Origin of the sequence: Acidovorax sp. 107, from assembly GCF_003058055.1 — a bacterium.
Taxonomy (GTDB): Bacteria; Pseudomonadota; Gammaproteobacteria; order Burkholderiales; family Burkholderiaceae_C; genus Acidovorax.
In genome coordinates this window covers 2,344,995-2,364,405 of sequence record NZ_QBTZ01000001.1, presented here as the reverse complement: position 1 = coordinate 2,364,405, position 19,411 = coordinate 2,344,995, and the positions used below count along the sequence as shown (strand labels likewise).

14 protein-coding genes are annotated in these 19,411 nt (G+C 67.0%); 6 read left to right on the top strand and 8 right to left on the bottom strand.

Annotated elements, in window-relative coordinates; translation table 11 throughout:
• Nucleotides 1-10: 10 nt before the first annotated feature.
• Nucleotides 11-442 carry a YbaN family protein gene (locus tag C8C99_RS11090; protein ID WP_108625780.1) on the bottom strand — a complete coding sequence of 144 codons (432 nt, stop codon included), beginning with the start codon at nt 440-442 and terminating at the stop codon, nt 11-13.
• Between the two features lie 128 nt (nt 443-570).
• On the opposite strand from C8C99_RS11090, the gene def reads away from it, so the two are divergent.
• Nucleotides 571-1,110 (top strand): peptide deformylase, encoded by a 540-nt coding sequence (gene def, locus C8C99_RS11085; RefSeq protein ID WP_056638787.1) that lies wholly within the window; start codon nt 571-573, stop codon nt 1,108-1,110.
• Between the two features lie 36 nt (nt 1,111-1,146).
• Here def and C8C99_RS11080 read toward each other — a convergent pair whose 3' ends face one another.
• Nucleotides 1,147-3,738, bottom strand: coding sequence for a [protein-PII] uridylyltransferase (locus C8C99_RS11080; protein ID WP_056638532.1), 2,592 nt, complete (start codon nt 3,736-3,738; stop codon nt 1,147-1,149).
• A gap of 95 nt (nt 3,739-3,833) precedes the next feature.
• Nucleotides 3,834-4,649, bottom strand: a complete 816-nt coding sequence (gene map / locus C8C99_RS11075) for a type I methionyl aminopeptidase (protein WP_108625779.1) — start codon at nt 4,647-4,649, stop codon at nt 3,834-3,836.
• A 137-nt stretch (nt 4,650-4,786) separates the two neighbouring features.
• Between map and purL the strand changes: the two genes are divergently transcribed.
• The 5 genes from purL (at nt 4,787) to egtB (ending at nt 13,192) form a co-directional block, all read left to right on the top strand.
• The gene (gene purL / locus C8C99_RS11070) at nt 4,787-8,794 is read left to right on the top strand and encodes a phosphoribosylformylglycinamidine synthase (RefSeq protein ID WP_108625778.1); all 4,008 of its coding nucleotides are present in this window, start codon (nt 4,787-4,789) and stop codon (nt 8,792-8,794) included.
• A 314-nt stretch (nt 8,795-9,108) separates the two neighbouring features.
• Nucleotides 9,109-10,098, top strand: a complete 990-nt coding sequence (locus C8C99_RS11065) for a DUF808 domain-containing protein (protein WP_108625777.1) — start codon at nt 9,109-9,111, stop codon at nt 10,096-10,098.
• Nucleotides 10,099-10,224: 126 nt separating this feature from the next.
• Complete coding sequence (locus C8C99_RS11060; RefSeq protein ID WP_056638539.1) at nt 10,225-10,815, top strand: OmpW family protein; 591 nt, start codon at nt 10,225-10,227, stop codon at nt 10,813-10,815.
• 241 nt (nt 10,816-11,056) lie between these two features.
• Nucleotides 11,057-11,974: an L-histidine N(alpha)-methyltransferase gene (gene egtD, locus C8C99_RS11055; RefSeq protein WP_108625776.1), complete on the top strand. Its 918-nt coding sequence runs from the start codon at nt 11,057-11,059 to the stop codon at nt 11,972-11,974.
• A gap of 12 nt (nt 11,975-11,986) precedes the next feature.
• Nucleotides 11,987-13,192, top strand: a complete 1,206-nt coding sequence (gene egtB / locus C8C99_RS11050; RefSeq protein WP_108625775.1) for an ergothioneine biosynthesis protein EgtB — start codon at nt 11,987-11,989, stop codon at nt 13,190-13,192.
• Nucleotides 13,193-13,395: 203 nt separating this feature from the next.
• Here egtB and C8C99_RS11045 read toward each other — a convergent pair whose 3' ends face one another.
• The 5 genes from C8C99_RS11045 to C8C99_RS11025 form a co-directional block, all read right to left on the bottom strand.
• A complete protein-coding gene (locus tag C8C99_RS11045) occupies nt 13,396-14,679 on the bottom strand; it encodes an O-acetylhomoserine aminocarboxypropyltransferase/cysteine synthase family protein (protein WP_108625774.1) in 1,284 nt (427 codons plus the stop codon).
• A 102-nt stretch (nt 14,680-14,781) separates the two neighbouring features.
• Entirely contained in the window at nt 14,782-15,567 is a 786-nt protein-coding gene (locus C8C99_RS11040) for a Crp/Fnr family transcriptional regulator (protein WP_056638556.1), read from the bottom strand.
• A 90-nt stretch (nt 15,568-15,657) separates the two neighbouring features.
• The gene (locus tag C8C99_RS11035; protein WP_108625773.1) at nt 15,658-17,541 is read right to left on the bottom strand and encodes a nitric oxide reductase activation protein NorD; all 1,884 of its coding nucleotides are present in this window, start codon (nt 17,539-17,541) and stop codon (nt 15,658-15,660) included.
• Nucleotide 17,542: 1 nt separating this feature from the next.
• A complete protein-coding gene (locus C8C99_RS11030) occupies nt 17,543-18,562 on the bottom strand; it encodes a 4Fe-4S binding protein (protein WP_108625772.1) in 1,020 nt (339 codons plus the stop codon).
• A 10-nt stretch (nt 18,563-18,572) separates the two neighbouring features.
• Entirely contained in the window at nt 18,573-19,382 is an 810-nt protein-coding gene (locus tag C8C99_RS11025) for a CbbQ/NirQ/NorQ/GpvN family protein (RefSeq protein WP_108625771.1), read from the bottom strand.
• Between the last annotated feature and the right edge of the window lie 29 nt (nt 19,383-19,411).

Genomic DNA, 19,411 nt, shown 5'->3' with positions numbered 1-19,411 from the left:
AAGCGGGGTATCAAGGCTCGGGCCTGCGCCACAGCCAGATCAGCACGCAGGCCATGCAGGCCGAGGCAGCGACGGCCACCCAGGTGCGGGTTGCGCCCATCCACAGTACGGCGGCGCTGGCGGCCATGAAGACTGCAGCACTCCATTTGGCGCGGCGGCTGACCTTGCCGCCCTGGGCCCAGTTGCGCAGCAGTGGCCCGAAGAGGCGGTGGTTCCACAGCCAACGGTACAGGCGCGGCGAGCTGCGCGCGGCCGCCCAGGCAGCCATCAGGATGAATACCGTGGTGGGCAGGCCGGGAACGATCACACCGATGACGCCCATTGCCAGGCACAGCACCGCAAACCCCAGCAGCAGCCACCGCACGGGCCATGGCAGCGGACGTGGGGTGTCTGCCGCGGTGGCAATGTCGGTGGTGTTCGGGTCCTCGGGCTGGGTGGCCATGGCCTTTATTGTCGCCCCGCGCGCGCAGGGCCCGGGGTGTGCCGCGTGCCCACTGCGTGCAGCGCTGCGCCGCCCGCGCTATGCTGCGCCCCACCGGCCTCACGCCGACTGCCTTCGATACTTCCACGATGACCGTCCATACCATCCTCAAGATGGGCGACCCGCGCTTGCTGCGAGTCGCCCAACCCGTCACCGAATTCGATACCGATGCGCTGCACCTGCTGGTGCGCGACCTGTTCGACACCATGCGTGCCGTCAACGGCGCAGGGCTGGCCGCGCCGCAGATTGGCGTGGACCTGCAATTGGTGATCTTCGGCTCCAACGAGCGCAACCCCCGCTACCCGGACCGCCCGCTCGTGCCGCCCACGGTGCTCCTCAACCCCGTGATCACGCCATTGGGGGCGGAGGAGGAAGAGGACTGGGAAGGGTGCCTGTCCGTGCCTGGCCTGCGTGGGAAGGTGCCGCGCTGGTCGCGCATCCGCTACACGGGCGTGGACCCGTATGGTGATCCCATTGACCGCACGGTGGACGGCTTTCACGCGCGGGTGGTGCAGCACGAATGCGACCACCTGATCGGCAAGCTGTACCCCATGCGGGTGCGCGATTTCACGCAGTTCGGGTTCACGGAAGTGCTGTTCCCGGAGATCGATGCCGCAGAGGACGACTGAGCCTGATGAGCCCTCCCGATCCGGGCTGGAGGGGCGTCAGGACGACAGCTCTTGTAGCAGCTCGGTTTCGATCTGGATCTGACGGGCGTTGTTCTGCAGCTCGGGGCCCTGGATGAGAAACGTGTCCTCCACCCGTTCGCCCAAGGTGCTGACCTTGGCCAGCTGCACGCTCAGGTGGTGCTGCGCCAGGATGCGCGCCACCAGATAGAGCAGGCCTGCCCGGTCGCTGGCCGAGATCGCCAGCAGCCAGCGCTGCGCTTTTTCGTCGGGCCGCAAGGTGACGCGGGGCGCCACCGGAAAGCTCTTGACCCGGCGTGACACCCGCTTGCGGGTGGGCTCTGGCAGGGGGCCGCCTTCCTCGATCACGCGCATCAGGTCGCTCTCGACCATGTGGGTCAACTCGCGGTAGTGCCCCGGCTGCGATGAGGCCACCACCTGGAAGGTGTCGAGCGCATAGCCGTTGTTGGCGGTGTGCACGCGCGCGTCGAGGATGCTGAAACCCGCTCGGTCGAAATAACCGCAGATCCGGGCGAACAGGTCGGCCTGGTCGGCGGCGTACACCATCACCTGCAGCCCGTCGCCTGCCAGCGACTGGCGGGCGCGCACCACGGGCCGTGCGGAGCCCACATGGCGCGACAGGTGCCGCGTGTGCCAGGCAATGTCGGCCGCGTCGTGGCGCATGAAATAGCTCACATCGAGCGTTGTCCACAACGCCTTGTGGGCTTCGAAGGGCAGGGCGTTGAGCGCCAGCAGCACCAGCGCCTCTCGCTTGCGGGCCTCGATCTCGGCGGCTGCATCAGGTGCGCGGCCGCCCAGGGTGCGCAGCGTAGCGCGGTACAGGTCTTCCAGCAGCTTGCCCTTCCAGGCGTTCCAGACCTTGGGGCTCGTGCCGCGGATGTCTGCCACGGTAAGCAGGTACATCGCCGTGAGATTGCGCTCATTGCCCACGCGGTGCGCAAAGGCGCCGATCACATCAGGGTCGCTCAGGTCCTGCTTTTGCGCCACGGTGCTCATGGTCAGGTGCTCACGCACCAGAAACTCGATGAGCCGGCCGTCCTCGCGGTCCACGCCGTGCTGGCGGCAAAAGCGCCGCACTTCTTCTGCGCCGATCTGCGAATGGTCGCCTCCGCGTCCCTTGCCGATGTCGTGGAACAGCGCGGCCACATACAGGATCCAGGGCTTGTCCCACCCGCCCGCCAACTGCGAGCAAAACGGGTATTCGTGCGCATGCTCGGCCATGAAGAAGCGGCGTACGTTGCGCAGCACCATCAGGATGTGCTGGTCCACCGTGTAGACGTGGAACAGGTCATGCTGCATCTGCCCCACGATGCGGCGAAACGGCCACAGGTAGCGCCCCAGCACCGAGGTCTGGTTCATCAACCGCATGGCATGGGTGATGCCTGAAGGCTGCTGCAGGATGCGCATGAACGCATCGCGGTTGACCGGATCGCGCCGGAAGGCGCTGTCCATCACGCCGCGTGCGTTGTACAGCGCGCGCAGGGTGCGCGCCGACAGGTCCTTGAGCCCGACCGTGGTCTGGTAGAGCAGAAAGGTTTCCAGGATCGCATGCGGGTCGCGGGTGTAGAGGTCATCACTCGCCACTTCGATGAGGCCCGCCTTCTCGAAGAAACGTTCGTTGATCAGGCGCGGCTCATGGGTCGATGGGCTTAGGCGCTCTTCGATGTTGAGCAGCAGGATCTGGGTGAGCTGCGATACCGCCTTGGCCGCCCAGTAGTAGCGGCGCATCAGCGTCTCGCTGGCCCGCATGGGCAAGCGTGAGCCATCGGGTGCCTGCGAGCGGTAGCCGAACGACTCGGCCACCGCCGTTTGCAAGTCAAACACCAGGCGGTCTTCGTGTCGCCCGGCCGCCGCATGCAGGCGGGCGCGGATCAGGCACAGCAGCGCCTCGTTGCGCTCGATCTGGCGCACTTCGAACGCAGTGGCCAGACCACTGGCGGCCAGTTCCATCCAGTTGCTGCCCAAACCTGCCGCCTGAGCCACCCACAGGATCATCTGCAGGTCGCGCAGCCCGCCGGGCGACTCCTTGCAGTTGGGCTCCAGCGAATAGGGCGTGTTCTCGTACTTGGTGTGGCGCTGGCGCATCTCCAACGTCTTCGCGACCAGAAACGCCTGGGGGTTCATCTGCGCCCGATACTGGCGCTGGAATTCGGCAAACAGCGCGGCATTGCCGCAGACCAGTCGCGATTCGAGCAGCGAGGTCTGCACGGTGACATCGCCTGCGCTCTCGGCCAGGCATTCGGCCACGGTGCGTACGCTGGATCCGATCTCCAGGCCCGTGTCCCAGCAGCTGCCAATGAAGCCTTCGAGCTTGGTGCGTAAGGCGCTGCCGGCCTCGGGCGCCGCGCCGTTGGGCAACAGCAGCAGGACATCGACATCGGAATAAGGAAACAGCTGGTCGCGTCCAAACCCGCCGACTGCCACCAGGGCCATGTCCTCGGGCAACTGGGCGCGCAGCCACAAAGTCTGCAACAGGTTGCCCGCCAGCGATGACAGCTTGCGCAGCAACACGCGGATGCCGCGTGTGGAGGCGCCGGTGGATTGCATGGCCGCCAACAGGGCGGCCTTGTCGCTGCGGTAGGCATCCCGCAGGGCATGGAGTTCAGTCATGGTCGGTGTGCGCTGGTAAAGGCCATGAAAATGCCACGCAAGAATTGTGCGAGCGCCTGTGTGTCAAGGAGTAGCACTGGCGCCGCAGGGCCGGGTCAGGTGGCCGTGGCAGTCACAAACGGCGGCAGTGGCGGCGAGCCGGCCGACAGCGTCATCACCTCGTACCCCGTGGGCGTGACCAGCACCGTGTGCTCCCACTGGGCCGACAGGCTGTGGTCCTTGGTCACGATGGTCCAGCCGTCGTTGCCCAAGTCCTTCACCTCGCGGCGGCCTGCGTTGATCATGGGCTCGATGGTGAACACCATGCCGGGTACCAGCTCTTCGAGTGTGCCGGGCTTGCCGTAGTGCAGCACCTGTGGCTCTTCATGGAACTTCTTGCCAATGCCGTGGCCGCAGAACTCGCGCACCACCGAGAAGCCGTGCCCTTCGGCAAACTTCTGGATCGCGTGGCCGATATCTCCCAGCCGTGCGCCGGGCTTCACCTGAACGATGCCGTGCCACATGGCCTCAAACGTCAGGGCGGACAGCCGCTTGGCGGCAATCGAGCACTCCCCGATCATGAACATGCGGCTGTTGTCGCCGTACCAGCCGTCTTTCGTAATCACGGTCACGTCCACATTGACGATGTCGCCCTTCTTGAGCGGCTTGTCATTGGGGATGCCGTGGCACACCACATGGTTGACCGAGGTGCACAGCGACGCCGGGTAGGGCGGGTAGCCCGGTGGCTGGTAGCCGACGGTGGCCGAGATGGTGTCCTGCTGGGCCATGCATTCGGCGCCCAGGCGGTCGATCTCTTTGGTGGTGATGCCGGGCTTGATGTGCGGCGTGATGTAGTCCAGCACTTCGGAGGCCAGGCGGCAGGCCACGCGCATGCCCTCGATGTCCTCGGCGCTTTTGATGGTGATGCTCATGCCGCAATTATCCCATTGGCCCCCCGGCCGCGCAGGCGGCCGGGCCATGCCCGGTAAAATAGAAGGCTCCGGTGCTGGTAGCACGCTGGCGCCCGGAGCCACCCTCTACCCCTGACACCCCCCAACAGGCCGCTACCGTGACCTTGCACATGACCACGCTGGCGGGCGGCAACGCCCTCAGCACCTTCCGCGCCCAGCAACTTCAACCCGCCCTGGAGGCGATCCACCCCAAGATCAGCGGCATTGCAGCGCGTTTCGTGCATCTGGTCGTCACCGATGCGGCCCCCACGCCCGCCGAACAAGAACGTCTGGCCGCGCTGCTGACCTATGGCGACCCCTACGCAGGCCCCGAAGACGGCGCCGCGCTCATCGTCACGCCCCGCCTGGGCACGCTGTCGCCCTGGGCCTCCAAGGCCACCGACATTGCGCGCAACTGCGGCATCGCCATCCGCCGCGTCGAGCGCATCACCGAATACCGCATCAGCCTGAAATCCGGCCTGCTGGGCAAGACGCCCGAGTTGACCGCTGAGCAACTGGGCCAGATTGCCGCGCTGCTGCATGACCGCATGACCGAATCGGTCGTGGCCGACCGCAGCGCCGCCGCAGCCCTGTTCACCGAACTGCAGCCCGCACCCATGGAGCATGTGGACGTGCTGGCCGGTGGCCGTGCTGCACTCGAAGCCGCCAACACCCGCTTCGGCCTGGCGCTGGCCGACGATGAAATCGACTACCTCGTGACGGCCTTCACCGGCCTCAAGCGCAACCCCACCGACGTAGAGCTGATGATGTTCGCGCAGGCCAACAGCGAGCACTGCCGCCACAAGATCTTCAACGCCGAGTTCACCATCGACGGCGTGGCGCAGGACAAGAGCCTGTTCGGCATGATCCGCAACACGCACCAGCTGGCCCCCCAGCACACGGTGATTGCGTATTCGGACAACGCCTCGGTCATGGAAGGCCATCAGGTGGAGCGTTTTGTAGCCAAAATGGCCGCAAGCGCTAGTGAATCAAGCGCCAATAGCTATCAAAAAAGTAGCGTCACCCAGCATGTGCTGATGAAGGTGGAAACGCACAATCACCCCACGGCCATCTCGCCCTTCCCGGGCGCATCCACCGGCGCGGGCGGCGAGATCCGCGACGAAGGCGCCACGGGCCGGGGCTCCAAGCCCAAGGCGGGCCTCACAGGCTTCACCGTGTCCAAGCTCTGGGGCAGCACCGTGGGCAAGCCCGAGCACATTGCCAGCCCGCTGCAGATCATGGTCGAAGGCCCCTTGGGCGGCGCCGCTTTCAACAACGAATTCGGTCGCCCCAACCTGAACGGCTACTTCCGCGAGTACGAACAGAACGTGGGCGGCGTGCAGCGCGGCTACCACAAGCCCATCATGATCGCGGGCGGTGTGGGCGTGATCGATGCCGAGCTGACGAAGAAGATCGAATTCCCCGCCGGCTCGCTGCTGATCCAGCTGGGGGGCCCCGGCATGCGCATCGGCATGGGCGGCAGCGCCGCCAGCTCCATGGCCACCGGCACCAATGCGGCCGAGTTGGACTTTGACTCGGTGCAGCGCGGCAACCCCGAGATCGAGCGCCGCGCGCAAGAGGTCATCAACCATTGCTGGGCGCAGGGTGCTGCCAATCCCATCCTGGCCATCCACGACGTGGGCGCGGGGGGCTTGTCCAACGCCTTCCCCGAGCTGACCAACGACGCAGGCCGTGGCGCACGCTTTGACCTGCGCGCCGTGCAGCTCGAAGAGTCGGGCATGAGTCCGAAGGAAATCTGGAGCAACGAGTCGCAAGAGCGCTACGTGCTGGCGATTGCGCCCGAGTCGCTGGAGCAGTTCAAAGCCTTCTGCGAACGCGAGCGCTGCCCGTTTGCCGTGATCGGCACCGCCACCGAAGAGCGCCAGTTGGTGCTGCACGACCCCGCTGCCACCGCCGACGACCAGAAGCTGCCTGTGGACATGCCCATGAACGTGCTCTTGGGCAAGCCGCCCAAGATGCACCGCGACGTGACCACCGTGGAGCGCGAATTCGCACCGATGGACTTGACCGGCGTGCCGCTGCAAAAAGCCGTGATCGATGTGCTGGCCCACCCCACGGTAGCGTCCAAGCGCTTCCTCATAACCATTGGCGACCGCACCGTGGGCGGCCTGAGCCACCGCGACCAGATGGTCGGTCCCTGGCAAGTGCCCGTGGCCGACTCCGCCGTGACGCTGGCCGATTACAAGGGCTTTGCGGGCGAAGCGATGAGCATGGGCGAGCGCACGCCGCTGGCCGCGATCAACGCCCCCGCGTCGGGCCGCATGGCCGTGGCAGAAGCCATCACCAACCTGCTGGCCGCACCCATCGAGCTGCCGCGCGTGAAGCTTAGCGCCAACTGGATGGCCGCCTGCGGCGAACCGGGCGAAGACGCTGCGCTGTACGAAACCGTGAAGGCCGTGGGCATGGAGCTGTGCCCGGCGCTGGGCGTATCCATCCCTGTGGGCAAGGACAGCCTGTCCATGCGCACCCAATGGTCGGAAGGCAGCGACAAGAAGAAGGTCACGTCCCCCGTCAGCCTGATCGTGAGCGCGTTTGCCTCGCTGTCCGACGTGCGCGGCACACTCACCCCGCAGCTCAACGCCACAGAGGCTGACACCACCCTGGTGCTGATCGACCTGGGCAAGGGTCAGAACCGCATGGGCGGCAGCATCCTGGGCCAGACGCTGGAGCAAAGCGGCGATGTGGTGCCCGATGTGGACGACCCGAAGGATCTGGTCAACCTCGTCAACGCCGTGAACGCGCTGCGCGCCAAGGGTCAGATCCTGGCCTACCACGACCGCAGCGATGGCGGCCTGCTGGCGGCTGCTGCCGAAATGGCCTTTGCCGGCCATGTGGGCGTGGCGCTGAATGTGGACATGCTCGTGACCGAAGGCGACGGCGTGAGCGACAGCCGCATGGACACGGGCGACGCCAAGAACTGGGCCACGCAGGTGGGCGCCCGCCGCGATGAGTTGACGCTCAAGGCCTTGTTCAACGAAGAATTGGGCGTGGTGCTGCAGGTGCGAACCGCCGAGCGCAACGAGGTGATGCAGACCCTGCGCGAGCACGGCCTGTCCAAGTTCAGCCACTTTGTCGGCAAGACGCGCCCTGTGTCGTCTGAAATCGATGCAGGCAAGGGCGAACTGCAGGTCTGGCGCGATGCCAAGGCCGTGTTCAGCGCCCCGCTGGCCGATCTGCACCAGGTGTGGGATGCGGTGAGCTGGAAGATCTGCCAGCAGCGCGACAACCCCGCCAACGCCGACGCCGAGCACGCCGCGGCGGGCGAGCCCACCGACCCCGGCTTGCATGTGCACCTCACGTTCGATGCGGCCGACAACGTGGCCGCGCCGTTCCTGAACCTCGCCAAACCCAAGGTCGCCATCCTGCGCGAGCAGGGTGTGAACTCGCACATCGAAATGGCTTACGCCTTCACCGAGGCGGGCTTTGAGGCCTACGACGTGCACATGACCGACCTGCAGACCGGCCGCGTCAAGCTCGAGGACTTCAAGGGCGTGGTCGCCTGCGGCGGTTTCAGCTACGGCGACACGCTGGGCGCAGGCATCGGATGGGCGCGTTCCATCACCTTCAACCCGGTGCTGGCCGCGCAGTTCCAGGGCTTCTTTGGCCGCACGGATACGTTCGGCCTGGGCGTGTGCAATGGCTGTCAGATGTTTGCCGAACTGGCGGACATCATCCCCGGCGCGCAAGACTGGCCACGCTTCACCACCAACCAGAGCGAGCGTTTCGAGGCCCGCCTGTCGCTGGTGGAAGTGCTTGAATCCCCCAGCCTGTTCCTGCAAGGCATGGCCGGCAGCCGCCTGCCGATTGCCGTGGCGCATGGTGAGGGCTATGCCAACTTCAAGTACCGGGGCAACGCCGACAAGGCCATCGCCGCGATGCGCTACGTGGACAACCACGGCCGCGCCACCGAGCAGTACCCGTTCAACCCCAACGGCAGCGCCGGCGGCCTCACGGCCGTGACCACGGCCGACGGCCGCTTTACAGCCATGATGCCGCACCCCGAGCGTGTGTTCCGCAACGTGCAGACGAGCTGGACCAGCGAGGACCGGGCCCAGTACAGCGGCTGGATGCGCATCTGGCGCAATGCGCGCAAGTGGGTGGGCTGAGCAGGTACAACCCCCTGAGCGGCTGCGCCGCTTCCCCCTTCTCTCAATTCGCTTTGCGAATCGGGAAGGGGGACACAGCCCTCGCTGCGGGGCGGCCCTTGCTTGGCTGCTCTGGCTTTGGGGCCGTGCGCTTTCGACGAAGGGTGACGAGCGCTAGGTGCCGTGAAATTTGAGTCGCACGGACAGTGTTTGTCGGTGGCGAGGGTGACGTTGAACGGGGCTCAGGCCCCGTTGTTGTTGCGGTCTTGTCTGGCGTAGAGACGTCTTGGCGCGTTGCTATAGTCGGCGCTCTTCACCATTCCCAAGGACCTCCCATGGCTTCTGGCAGCCTGCTTGCCCTGCTCGACGACATCGCCACCATCCTCGACGACGTGGCCTTGATGACCAAGGTGGCGGCCAAGAAGAGCGCTGCCATGGCCGACGATGTGTCGGTGATGACCAAGGTGGCCGCGCAGAAGACGGCGGGCGTGCTGGGGGACGACCTAGCGCTCAACGCCCAGCAGGTGACCGGGGTGCGTGCCGAGCGCGAGATTCCGGTGGTGTGGGCGGTGGCCAAGGGCTCGTTCATCAACAAGGTCATCCTGGTACCCGCCGCGCTGCTGATCAGTGCCTTTGCGCCCTGGGCGGTGACGCCGCTACTCATGGTGGGGGGCGCCTTCCTGTGCTTTGAGGGTTTTGAAAAGGTGGCGCACAAGCTGCTGCACGCACAGCACGAGGATGAGGCCGAGCACGAAAGCCACGCCAAGGCCAACGCCAATCCGGCGGTGGATCTGGTGGCCTTTGAAAAGGACAAGGTCAAGGGCGCCGTGCGCACCGACTTCATCCTGTCAGCCGAAATCATCGCGATCACGCTGGGCACCGTGGCCTCCGCGCCCTTCGTGCAGCAGTTGACCGTGCTGTCGGGCATCGCGGTGATCATGACCATCGGCGTGTACGGTCTGGTGGCGGGCATCGTCAAGCTCGACGACCTGGGCCTGTGGCTCAACAACAAGGCCAGCAGCGCAGCGCGTGCCCTCGGGTCAGGCATTTTGCGCGCGGCGCCCTGGCTGATGAAGGGGCTGTCCATTGCGGGCACGGCAGCCATGTTCCTGGTGGGCGGCGGCATTCTGGTGCACGGGGTGCCCGTGCTGCACCATGCGGTGGAGGCTGCAGGCACGACAGCTTCGCAATGGCCCGTGGGCGGGCTGTGGGCTGTGTTGGTGCCCAACCTGCTGAACGCGGTGGTGGGCATCGTGGCGGGTGGGCTGGTGCTGGCGGGGGTGACGCTGGTGCAGCGCCTGCGGGGCAAGTCCACATCCCAATAGTGGGTATTTCTTGATCTAGGTCTAAGGGTTACTACCGAGGGCTTGAGGTAAGGCAAGGCTGGGTGGGGAGCGCAGCGGTTCAATGCATGTACGGGGGTCGTCCCCGTCCAACCGATGCGAAATACCATGAAAAAGAACCTGCTGGCTGTCGCCGTTCTCTGTGTCCTGTCCTCTGGCGCCGCCATGGCGCAACAGGCCGAGGGCCCCTGGATGGTCCGTGCACGTGCGGTGCACCTGGACAGCGCCAACAAGGACAGCACGCCGCTGGGCCTGTCGGTCAACAACAAGACCATCCCTGAAGTGGATGTGACCTATTTCTTCAACAAGAACATCGCTGCAGAGCTGATCCTGACCGTGCCGCAAAAGCACACCCTCAGCGCTGGCGGCGCCGCCATCGGCACGCTCAAGCATCTGCCCCCCACACTGCTGGCGCAGTACCACTTTGACGCCCCTGGCTTCAAGCCCTATGTGGGCGCGGGCCTGAACTACACGCGTTTTTCCAGCGTCAACCTGCCTGCAGGCGTGAGCATTGACCGCAACAGCTTCGGCCCTGCGCTGCAAGTGGGTGTGGACATTCCGCTGGCCAAGAACCTGTACCTCAACTTCGACGTGAAGAAGGTTTTCATCAAGACCGACGTGAGCGCAGGCGGTGCCAAGTTGGGCACCTTCAAGGTGGACCCCGTTCTGGTGGGCGTGGGTCTGGGCTGGCGCTTCTAAGGGCACAGGGCCCCAGCCGGGGCCCTGCGTTCCTGACAGCGAGAGTTCTCCAAGGGTCTAAAGGGCTGGCGCCTGCGCCAGCCCTTTTTTTGTGGGTGCGGAATTGGCCTACATACGACAGTCAACGAGGCAACGCACAATGGGGTGGGGGAGCGTGCGGGGTGTGCCATAGGTTGTGCCACCCAGGTGCCTCTGTTTTTGACCACCCGGCGGCGTTGCCGCACCAACGTGTTGACGACCCATGCTCCTGCCTCGCTATTCCGACATCACACACGGGCTGACCCAGCGGCCCGCACGCATCTCCCCCAAGTATTTTTACGACCAGCACGGCTCGCAGCTGTTCGAAGCCATCACGCGCCTGCCGGAGTACTACCCCACGCGCACCGAGATGGCGCTGATGCAGACGCATGCAGACAGCATTGCGGAGGCCGTGGGCGCAGGGCGCACTTTGATCGAGCTGGGTGCGGGCAACTGCCAGAAGGCTCGCACCCTGTGCCGCCTGGTGCAGCCAGCCTGTTTTGTGGGGGTGGATATTTCGGCGGATTTTCTGGAGCAGGCGGTGCAGGGGCTGCGCGATGACTTTCCGGCACTCGATGCCCGCGCACTCGCGGGCGATATGACGCTGGGGGTGTCACTGCCCGACGACATTCCCCGCACCGGGCGCCTGGTGTTTTACCCGGGCTCGTCCATCGGCAACTTCGACCCGCCGCACGCGCTGGATCTGCTGGCCCACATGCGCGAGCTGATTGACGACGATGGTGGTCTGCTCATCGGCATCGATTTGCCCAAGGACGTGGCGGTGCTCGAAGCCGCCTACGACGATGCAGCGGGGGTCACCGCCGAGTTCAACCGCAATGTGCTGCGGCATGTGAACCGCCTGATCGGCAGTGACTTTGACGTGGCGCAGTGGCAGCACCGCGCGTTCTTCAACACCGAGGCCTCGCGCATCGAGATGCACCTGGAGGCGGCCTCTGACACCGAGGTGTGCTGGCCCGGCGGCGGCCGCAGGTTCGACCGGGGCGAGCGCATCCACACCGAGAACAGCTACAAGTACCCGCTGCCCGTGTTCACCGACATGCTCGCGCGCGCCGGTTTTGCGCAGGCCCAGGCGTGGACGGACGAGCGGGGCTGGTTTGCAGTGGTCCACGCCCGTCCTTGACCGGTGGCCGCAATGACGATGACATCCCCTGCATTCGACGCGCTATTGGCGCGCTACACCGCCGTGCGCGGCCGCTCGCTGGCCCTGGCGGCCCCGCTGTCGCCCGAGGACTGCGCCGCGCAATCCATGCCCGATGCCAGCCCCACCAAATGGCACCTGGCCCACACCACCTGGTTCTTTGAAACCTTTGTGCTCGAAGCCCGTGAGCCAGGTTTCCAGCCGTTTGCACCGGCGTTCCGGGTGCTGTTCAACTCCTACTACAACGGTGTGGGCGCCAAGCACCCGCGCCCGCAGCGCGGGCTGCTCACGCGGCCATCGCTGGACGAGGTGCTCGCCTACCGGGCCAACGTGGACGCCCGCATGGCACGCCTGTGGCCCGCCGTGGTGCGCGATGCCGCGCTGTGCAGCCTGATCGAGCTGGGCCTGCAGCATGAGCAGCAGCACCAGGAGCTGATGCTCACCGACATCCTGCACCTGCTGTCCTGCAACCCCTTGTTCCCCGCCTATGCCAAGGCGTCTGACGCTGTGGTGCCCGAGGCCGCCGGGGCGCTGGCATGGCACTCTTTTGATGGCGGGTTGGCCGACATCGGCCACGCAGGCAGCGGCTTTGCCTTTGACAACGAGGGCCCCCGTCATCGCGTGTATCTGCACCCGTACGCACTGGCCTCGCGGCTGGTGACGCAGGCCGAGTACCTGGCGTTTGTGGAAGGCGGTGGCTACCGCAACCCGCTGCTCTGGTTGGCCGAAGGCTGGGACTGGCGGACGGCGCAGGGCCTGGAGCAGCCGCTGTACTGGCATTGCGTCGATGGCGCCTGGCACCACTTCACGCTGGCCGGCCTGCAGCCGCTGCAGGGCGAGCAGCCGACGGTGCATCTGTCGTATTACGAGGCCGACGCCTATGCGCGCTGGGCCGGTGCACGCCTACCTACCGAGGCCGAATGGGAGCATGCGGCCGCGCAGGAGGCCGCAGGCATGGCGCAGTGGCATGGCGCTGCGTGGCAGTGGACGCAATCGAGCTATGCCCCTTACCCCGGCTTCCGGGTGGCGGAAGGCGCAGTGGGCGAGTACAACGGCAAGTTCATGGTCAACCAGTACGTGCTGCGGGGCTCGTCCAGCGCCACGCCGCCAGGGCATGGGCGGCTGACCTACCGCAACTTCTTCCCGGCCACGGCGCGCTGGCAGTTCACGGGCATTCGGCTGGCGCGCGACCTTGGCTGAGCACGGCCAGCGCCCGGCGCTGACCGCCATCGCTCCGCCGTGCGCGGGCAGGCATGACGGCGTTGCTAGGTGTTGTCGATCTGTTTGCTATCAAATATGTAGCTGGCAGTGCTTATTCCACTAGCGCTTGAACGCAGAAATCCTCAAAAGTTAGGTGCAGGGTGTCTGGCCATGCGCTTGGGAGGCGCATGGCCCTTTGCACATCACACCTTGTCGAGTGCCTGCGCCAAGTCGGCCTGCAGGTCGTCGATGTGCTCGATGCCGACCGACAGGCGCACCATGCCTTCGCTCACGCCCGCCTTGGCCAGCTCTTCGGGGTTGAGCTGGCGGTGGGTGGTGGACGCGGGGTGCGTGGCCAGCGACTTCGCATCGCCAATGTTGACGAGGCGCGTGAAGAGTTGCAAAGCATCCAGGAAGCGCGCACCGGCTGCACGCGGGTCGGCGTCGCTGTTCTTCACGCCAAAGCTCAGGATGCCCGATGCCTTGCCGCCTGACTGGCGCTGCACCAGCGCGTGGTCCGGGTGGTCGGGCAAACCGGCGTAGCGCACCCATTCCACCTTGGGGTGCTTTTGCAGGTATTTGGCGATGGCCAGCGTGTTGTCGCAGATGCGGTCCATGCGCAGCGCCAGGGTTTCAATGCCTTGCAGGATCAGGAAGGCATTGAGCGGCGCCAGCGCCGCACCCGTGTTGCGTAGCGGCACCACGCGTGCGCGGCCGATGAAGGCAGCGGGGCCCAGGGCCTCGGTGTAGACCACGCCGTGGTAGCTCACGTCGGGCTCGTTCAGGCGCGGGAAGCGGGCCTTGTGCTGCGCCCACGGGAACTTGCCGCTGTCCACAATCGCGCCGCCCACGCTGTTGCCGTGGCCGCCCAGGTACTTGGTGAGTGAGTGCACCACGATGTCGGCACCGTGTTCGATGGGGCGCAACAGGTAGGGGCTGGGCACGGTGTTGTCCACGATCAGTGGCACGCCATGGTCGTGCGCCACCTTGGCCAAGGCCGCGATGTCGGTCACGTTGCCCAGCGGGTTGCCGATGGACTCGATGAAGATGGCCTTGGTGCGTGCATCGATGTGCTGCGCAAAGCTGGCCGGGTCGCGCGGGTCGGCAAAACGGGTGGTGATGCCCTGCTGCGGCAGCGTGTGGGCAAACAGGTTGTAGGTGCCGCCATACAGCGTGCTGGCTGACACGATGTTGTCGCCGGCTTCCGCAATGGTCTGGATGGCGTAGGTGATGGCCGCCATGCCCGAGGCCACGGCCAGCGCGGCGATGCCGCCTTCGAGCGCCGCGACGCGCTTTTCGAGCACGTCGGTCGTGGGGTTCATGATGCGGGTGTAGATGTTGCCCGGCACCTTCAGGTCGAACAGGTCGGCGCCATGCTGGGCGCTGTCAAACGCGTAGGCCACCGTCTGGTAGATGGGCACGGCCACCGCCTTGGTGGTGGGGTCGGGGCTGTAGCCTGCGTGGACGGCCAGGGTTTCGATCTTCATGACGTATTGCTCCTCCTCAAGGTGAATGGGCGCAGCGGGCGCCGCTGCAGGCCCATTCTTGCATCGGAAGATGCACGGGTCATCGAATCGTTCGTGATGAGCTTATGCGGCGGCCGCTGCGGGCGCGGCGCGGCGCGTGCCCGGCTCCGCCCAGGTGTGTTCGGCCAGGCGCACGGCGTCAGGGATGTGGATGTCGCGCTTGTCCATGTGGATCAGCCCTGCGTCTTCCAGCTCATGCAGCACGCGCGAGAAATACTCGGGCGTGAGCGACAGGCGCGATGCGATGGTGGCTTTGCTCACTGGCAGCGTCAGGCTCAGGCCACCCGGTTCCTGCGGTTCGCCGCAGCCCGCGCAGGCCAGCGCAATGCCGGCGGCGTCGCTGGAGTCTTCGGGCAGCTCGTGCAGCAGGTAGCTGATGACGCGCTGCATGCCGCTGTGCAGTGTGTAGGTCTGCACATCGTGCACCAGCCCGTGCAGGCGCCGCGAGATGCCTGCCAGCATGCGCATGGCAAAGCGCGGATCGGCCTCGATTTCACGCTCCACCGTGGTTTTGTCCACGCTCAGCAACAGGGTCTCGGCCAGTGCCTGGGCGTTGATGATGTAAGGCTTGCCCGTGAACATCAGCGCCTCGGCAAAACTGGAGCCAGGGCCCACCAGTTCGATCACCTTCTCCTGCCCGGAGGGCGAGAGCGCGAACAGCTTGACCTGGCCCAGCACCGTCACGTGGAACTCTTCACAAGGGGTGCCCACGCGGAAAACGCTGTCACCCCGCGCGAAGCGGCGCAGCCGGCAGCCCTTGGCCAGGCGGGCCAGCTCTTCTGGGGTGGATTCCTGAAAAAGCGGCAGGGCCGACAGGTAGCGCGGAATGTCAAATTGCCGGATGTCCATGGTGGGGCTGCAGTGGGAGTAATGCCGCGATTACACGGGGACGTTCCCGGCAGGGCCTTGTCCAAAGTCAAAGGTGCATGCTGCACCGCGTCATATTTGCGTGCGCGTGATCTGGCTGTAGACCGCCGCCAGCCGCTGCGCCAGGTCGCGCGGGCGGTGGACCAGCGCGTAGCCCTGCTGGCCGAAGAGGTAGGGCAGGTAGTCGTGCCCCGCATCGTCAATCGTCACCGCAAAAGGCGTGAGGCCCTGGGCACGGGCCTGCTGCACCGCATGGCGGGTGTCCTCCAGGCCGTAGCGGCCTTCATACACGTCCAGGTCGTTGGGTTTGCCATCGGTCAGCAGTAGCAGCAGGCGCTGGCGTTCGGGGCGCTCTGCCAGCCGGGCCGTGGCGTGCCGGATGGCGGCCCCCATGCGGGTGTAGTAGCCCGGTTTGATGGCGGCGATGCGCGCGCGTGCTGGGGCGGCCCAGGCATCGTCGAATCCCTTGAGGTGCTGGATGCGCACGTTCTGGCGCCGCACGGAGCTGAAGCCCAGCATCTCGAAGGTATCGCCCCCAGCGGCCAGCGCCTCGCCAAACACATACAGCGCGTCGCGGATCACGTCGATGACGCGCATGGGCTGGCCTGCGCCGCCCACGTGGGCGTCGGTGGAGAGCGACAGGTCGGCCAGCAGCAGCGTGGCCAGGCTGCGCTCGGCGCGCACACGGCGTTGCCACACGGCAGGCGATTCGCTGCGCCAGGCGGCGCCGTCGGTGGCATGGCGCACCCAGGCGTCCACATCCAGCTCGTCGCCGTCGGGCTGGGCATGGGCGCGCAGCGGGGCGGCGCGCAGCACCTCGAGGCGGCGGCGCACCTGACGGGCGGTGGTGCGCAGCCGGGCGTCGGGGGCAAACGGCGGGGCTTCGCGCGCCACCATGCGCTGCACGGCACAGTGGGCGGGGCGCAGCACGCGGGCTTTCCAGTCCCACTCGGGCTGGTGCTCGCCGGGGCCCAGGGCGATGTCGTCAGCGCTGGCGCTGGGCAGGTCCAGGTCGAAACGCACACGCGAGGCCAGGCGCCGTGCATTGCCTGGGTCTTCGGCAATGGCCAGCACGTCCATGTCGCGTGCGGCGTCCAGCGCGTGGCCGTCGTCGCTGTCGTCGTCGGCGCGCTGCACCTTGGTGAATTCGCCCCAGGAGAGGATGGACTCGGCGCGGAAGAACAGCATCAGTGGCGCGGCGTGGCGCTCATCGCGCACCCGTTCGGCCCTGCGGCGCGTGCGGTCGTCGGACCCGGGTGCGGTGGCATCGCGGCCTTCGGGGGGCTCGGGCGGCTCCGTGGGGCGGCGGCTGGCCGCGGCCAGGGCCTGGCCGTTGTCCAGCCACAGCCAGACCGGCGCGGTGGCGCTGGACGGCAGTGCGGGCCGCGCCGTGCCTGGCGTGGCGCCGTCCAGCTCGCCGCGCAGTGCGCGCTGCACCCAGGCCTCGGCTTCGGCGGCGGGGCCGCGCAGGCGGTGCAGCGGCGGGCGCTGGGCCAGCTGCGCGTGCCGCAGCCGGTCGTGGGCAGCGGCCAGCCCCGGGAATGCGGCGCGGGCCGCCTGTTCCGCCGCCAGGTTGTGGGCGAGCCAGCCGGGCCGCGCGGGCCGCGCGGTGTGCCACTGCGAGCCCAGGGCCGCCAGCCACAGGTACAGGTCGCGGTTGAGTGCGCGGTCGGCAAAGACGGCGAGCGTAGCGGGCAGGGCCAGCACGTCGCTTTGGTATTCGGGCAGCGCGGCGCGTGTGCCGGCGCCCGCGGCGCGCTGCAGCCATCCGCGTGGGCCGCCCACGGTGCGGTCAGCGGCCGGGGCGATGCGCATGGCGGCGGGGCCACCCCCGCAGCGGAACAGCAGGCCCAGCGGCTTGCGCACTTCTTCAAGCGTGACGGCGGCCTCCGGGTGGCCGCCGGCAGCCCAGTGCGTAATCAGGCGGTGCCATTGCTGGCCGATCCATTCTTCCATGTCATTGCTCCGTGCCGTTGCTCGCGGCGTGTTGCGCGGGGGCCGAGGGGGTTTCACGTTGCCGTGCGCGCAAGGACTCGCGCAGCGCATCCACACCAATGCTCCACTGCAGCAGAGGCTCGCGCTGCTGGGCCGATTGCGAGTGTTCGCAGGCCTGCACGCACAGCCCACATTGCACACAGGAGAACTTGCGCCGCTTGAACTGGCGCGGCGGCAGGTGCATGGGGCAGGCGCGGTCGCAGGCATTGCCATGGGGTTCGTCGCAACTGCGGCACTGCGAAGGGTGGGCGGCCTGCAGGCCGAACGAGGCCGCTGGGGCGGTGGAAGCAGGCGGGAGGCGCCCGGCATCGCGCGCGAAGCCCACCACACGCCCGCGCGGGTTGGCCATCCACACCAGGCTCTGGAACAGGCCCACCGCGCAGCCGAAACGGCAGAACAGGTGGCGTGCGAACAGGAACTCGGCCGTGAACACAGCCGTGCCTGCCACCAGAAAGCGCACCTGGCCCGGGGTGGATGTGCCGTGCAGCAGGCTGCCCCACACATCTGCGGGGGGCAGCAGGTAGGTCAGCAGCGTGATGGCCCAGGCAAAACCCATCAGCAGGCACAGCAGCGCAAACACGGGCCACCAGCGCCGGTCGGGCGTGAGGCCGCGTTGGGGCGTGGGCTTGGGGTCCCACAGCGAGAGGCGGCCGCAAGCCTTTTGCAGCACATGGTTGAGCAGCTCCACCAGCGAAAAGTGGGGGCATAGCCAGCCGCAGTAAAGGCGCCCGTAGCGCCAGGCCACGGCCAGAAAGCCCCCCACGATGAGGAGCGCTGGCAGCAGCGCGCGCAGCAGCAGGCGCGCGGCCATTTCGCCGGGGCCGATCAGTCCCTGGCGAAAGGCGTCGATCCCCAGGCTCCAGCGTTGGCCCAACACCCAGAGCTGCACTTCCGTGAGGTCAAACCGCAGCAGGTTCAGCGCCGGCGCACACAGGAACAGCGCGAAGAACGCGATCTGAAAGGCGCGGCGCTGGCGTTGCATGGCGGGGGCATCACCCCAGCAGGGCGCGCAGCACCTCGTCCAGCGCAGCGGCGGTGTCGGCGTCGTCGGTGAGCGCGTCCACAATGGCCGCGCGGCAGGCGGTGGCCAGTGGCACCCCTGAGACGGTGAGGCGTGCCGCCATCACCAGCAGGCGGGTGCTGGCCACTTCCTCCAGATCGTGGTCGGTGATCTGGCGCAGGGCGGTGCCCAGGCGCACCAGCGTGGCCGCCAGTTCGGCGCTGGCCCCGGCTTCCGTGCGCAGCACGGCTTCTTCCACCGCCGGGGTGGGGTAGCCCAGGTTCAGCGCCACAAAGCGCTGGCGGGTGCTGGGCTTGAGGCTTTTGAGCAGGCTTTGGTAGCCGGGGTTGTACGAGATGACGAGCATGAACTCTGGCGGTGCCGCCAGCAGCTCGCCCGTGCGCTCGATGGGCAGCACGCGCCGGTCGTCGGCCAGCGGGTGCAGCACCACGGTGGTGTCCTTGCGCGCTTCCACCACCTCATCCAGATAGCAGATGGCGCCCTGGCGCACGGCGCGCGCCAGGGGGCCGTCAGCCCACACCGTGCCGCTGGTGCCCAGCAGGTGCCGACCCACCAGGTCGGCGGCCGACAGGTCGTCGTGGCAGCTCACGGTGATGAGCGGTCGACCCAGGCGCGCCGCCATGTGCTCGACAAAGCGCGTCTTGCCACAGCCTGTGGGCCCCTTGATGAGCAGCGGCAGGCGCTGTCGCCAGGCATGCTCGAACAGGGCGGCCTCGCCGCCCTGCTGGGCATAGAAGGGCAGGGCCGTGGTGACGATGTGTTGCAGTTCGCTGTGGTCCATGGGAGCCTTTGCCTTGTTTGCCGCTGGTG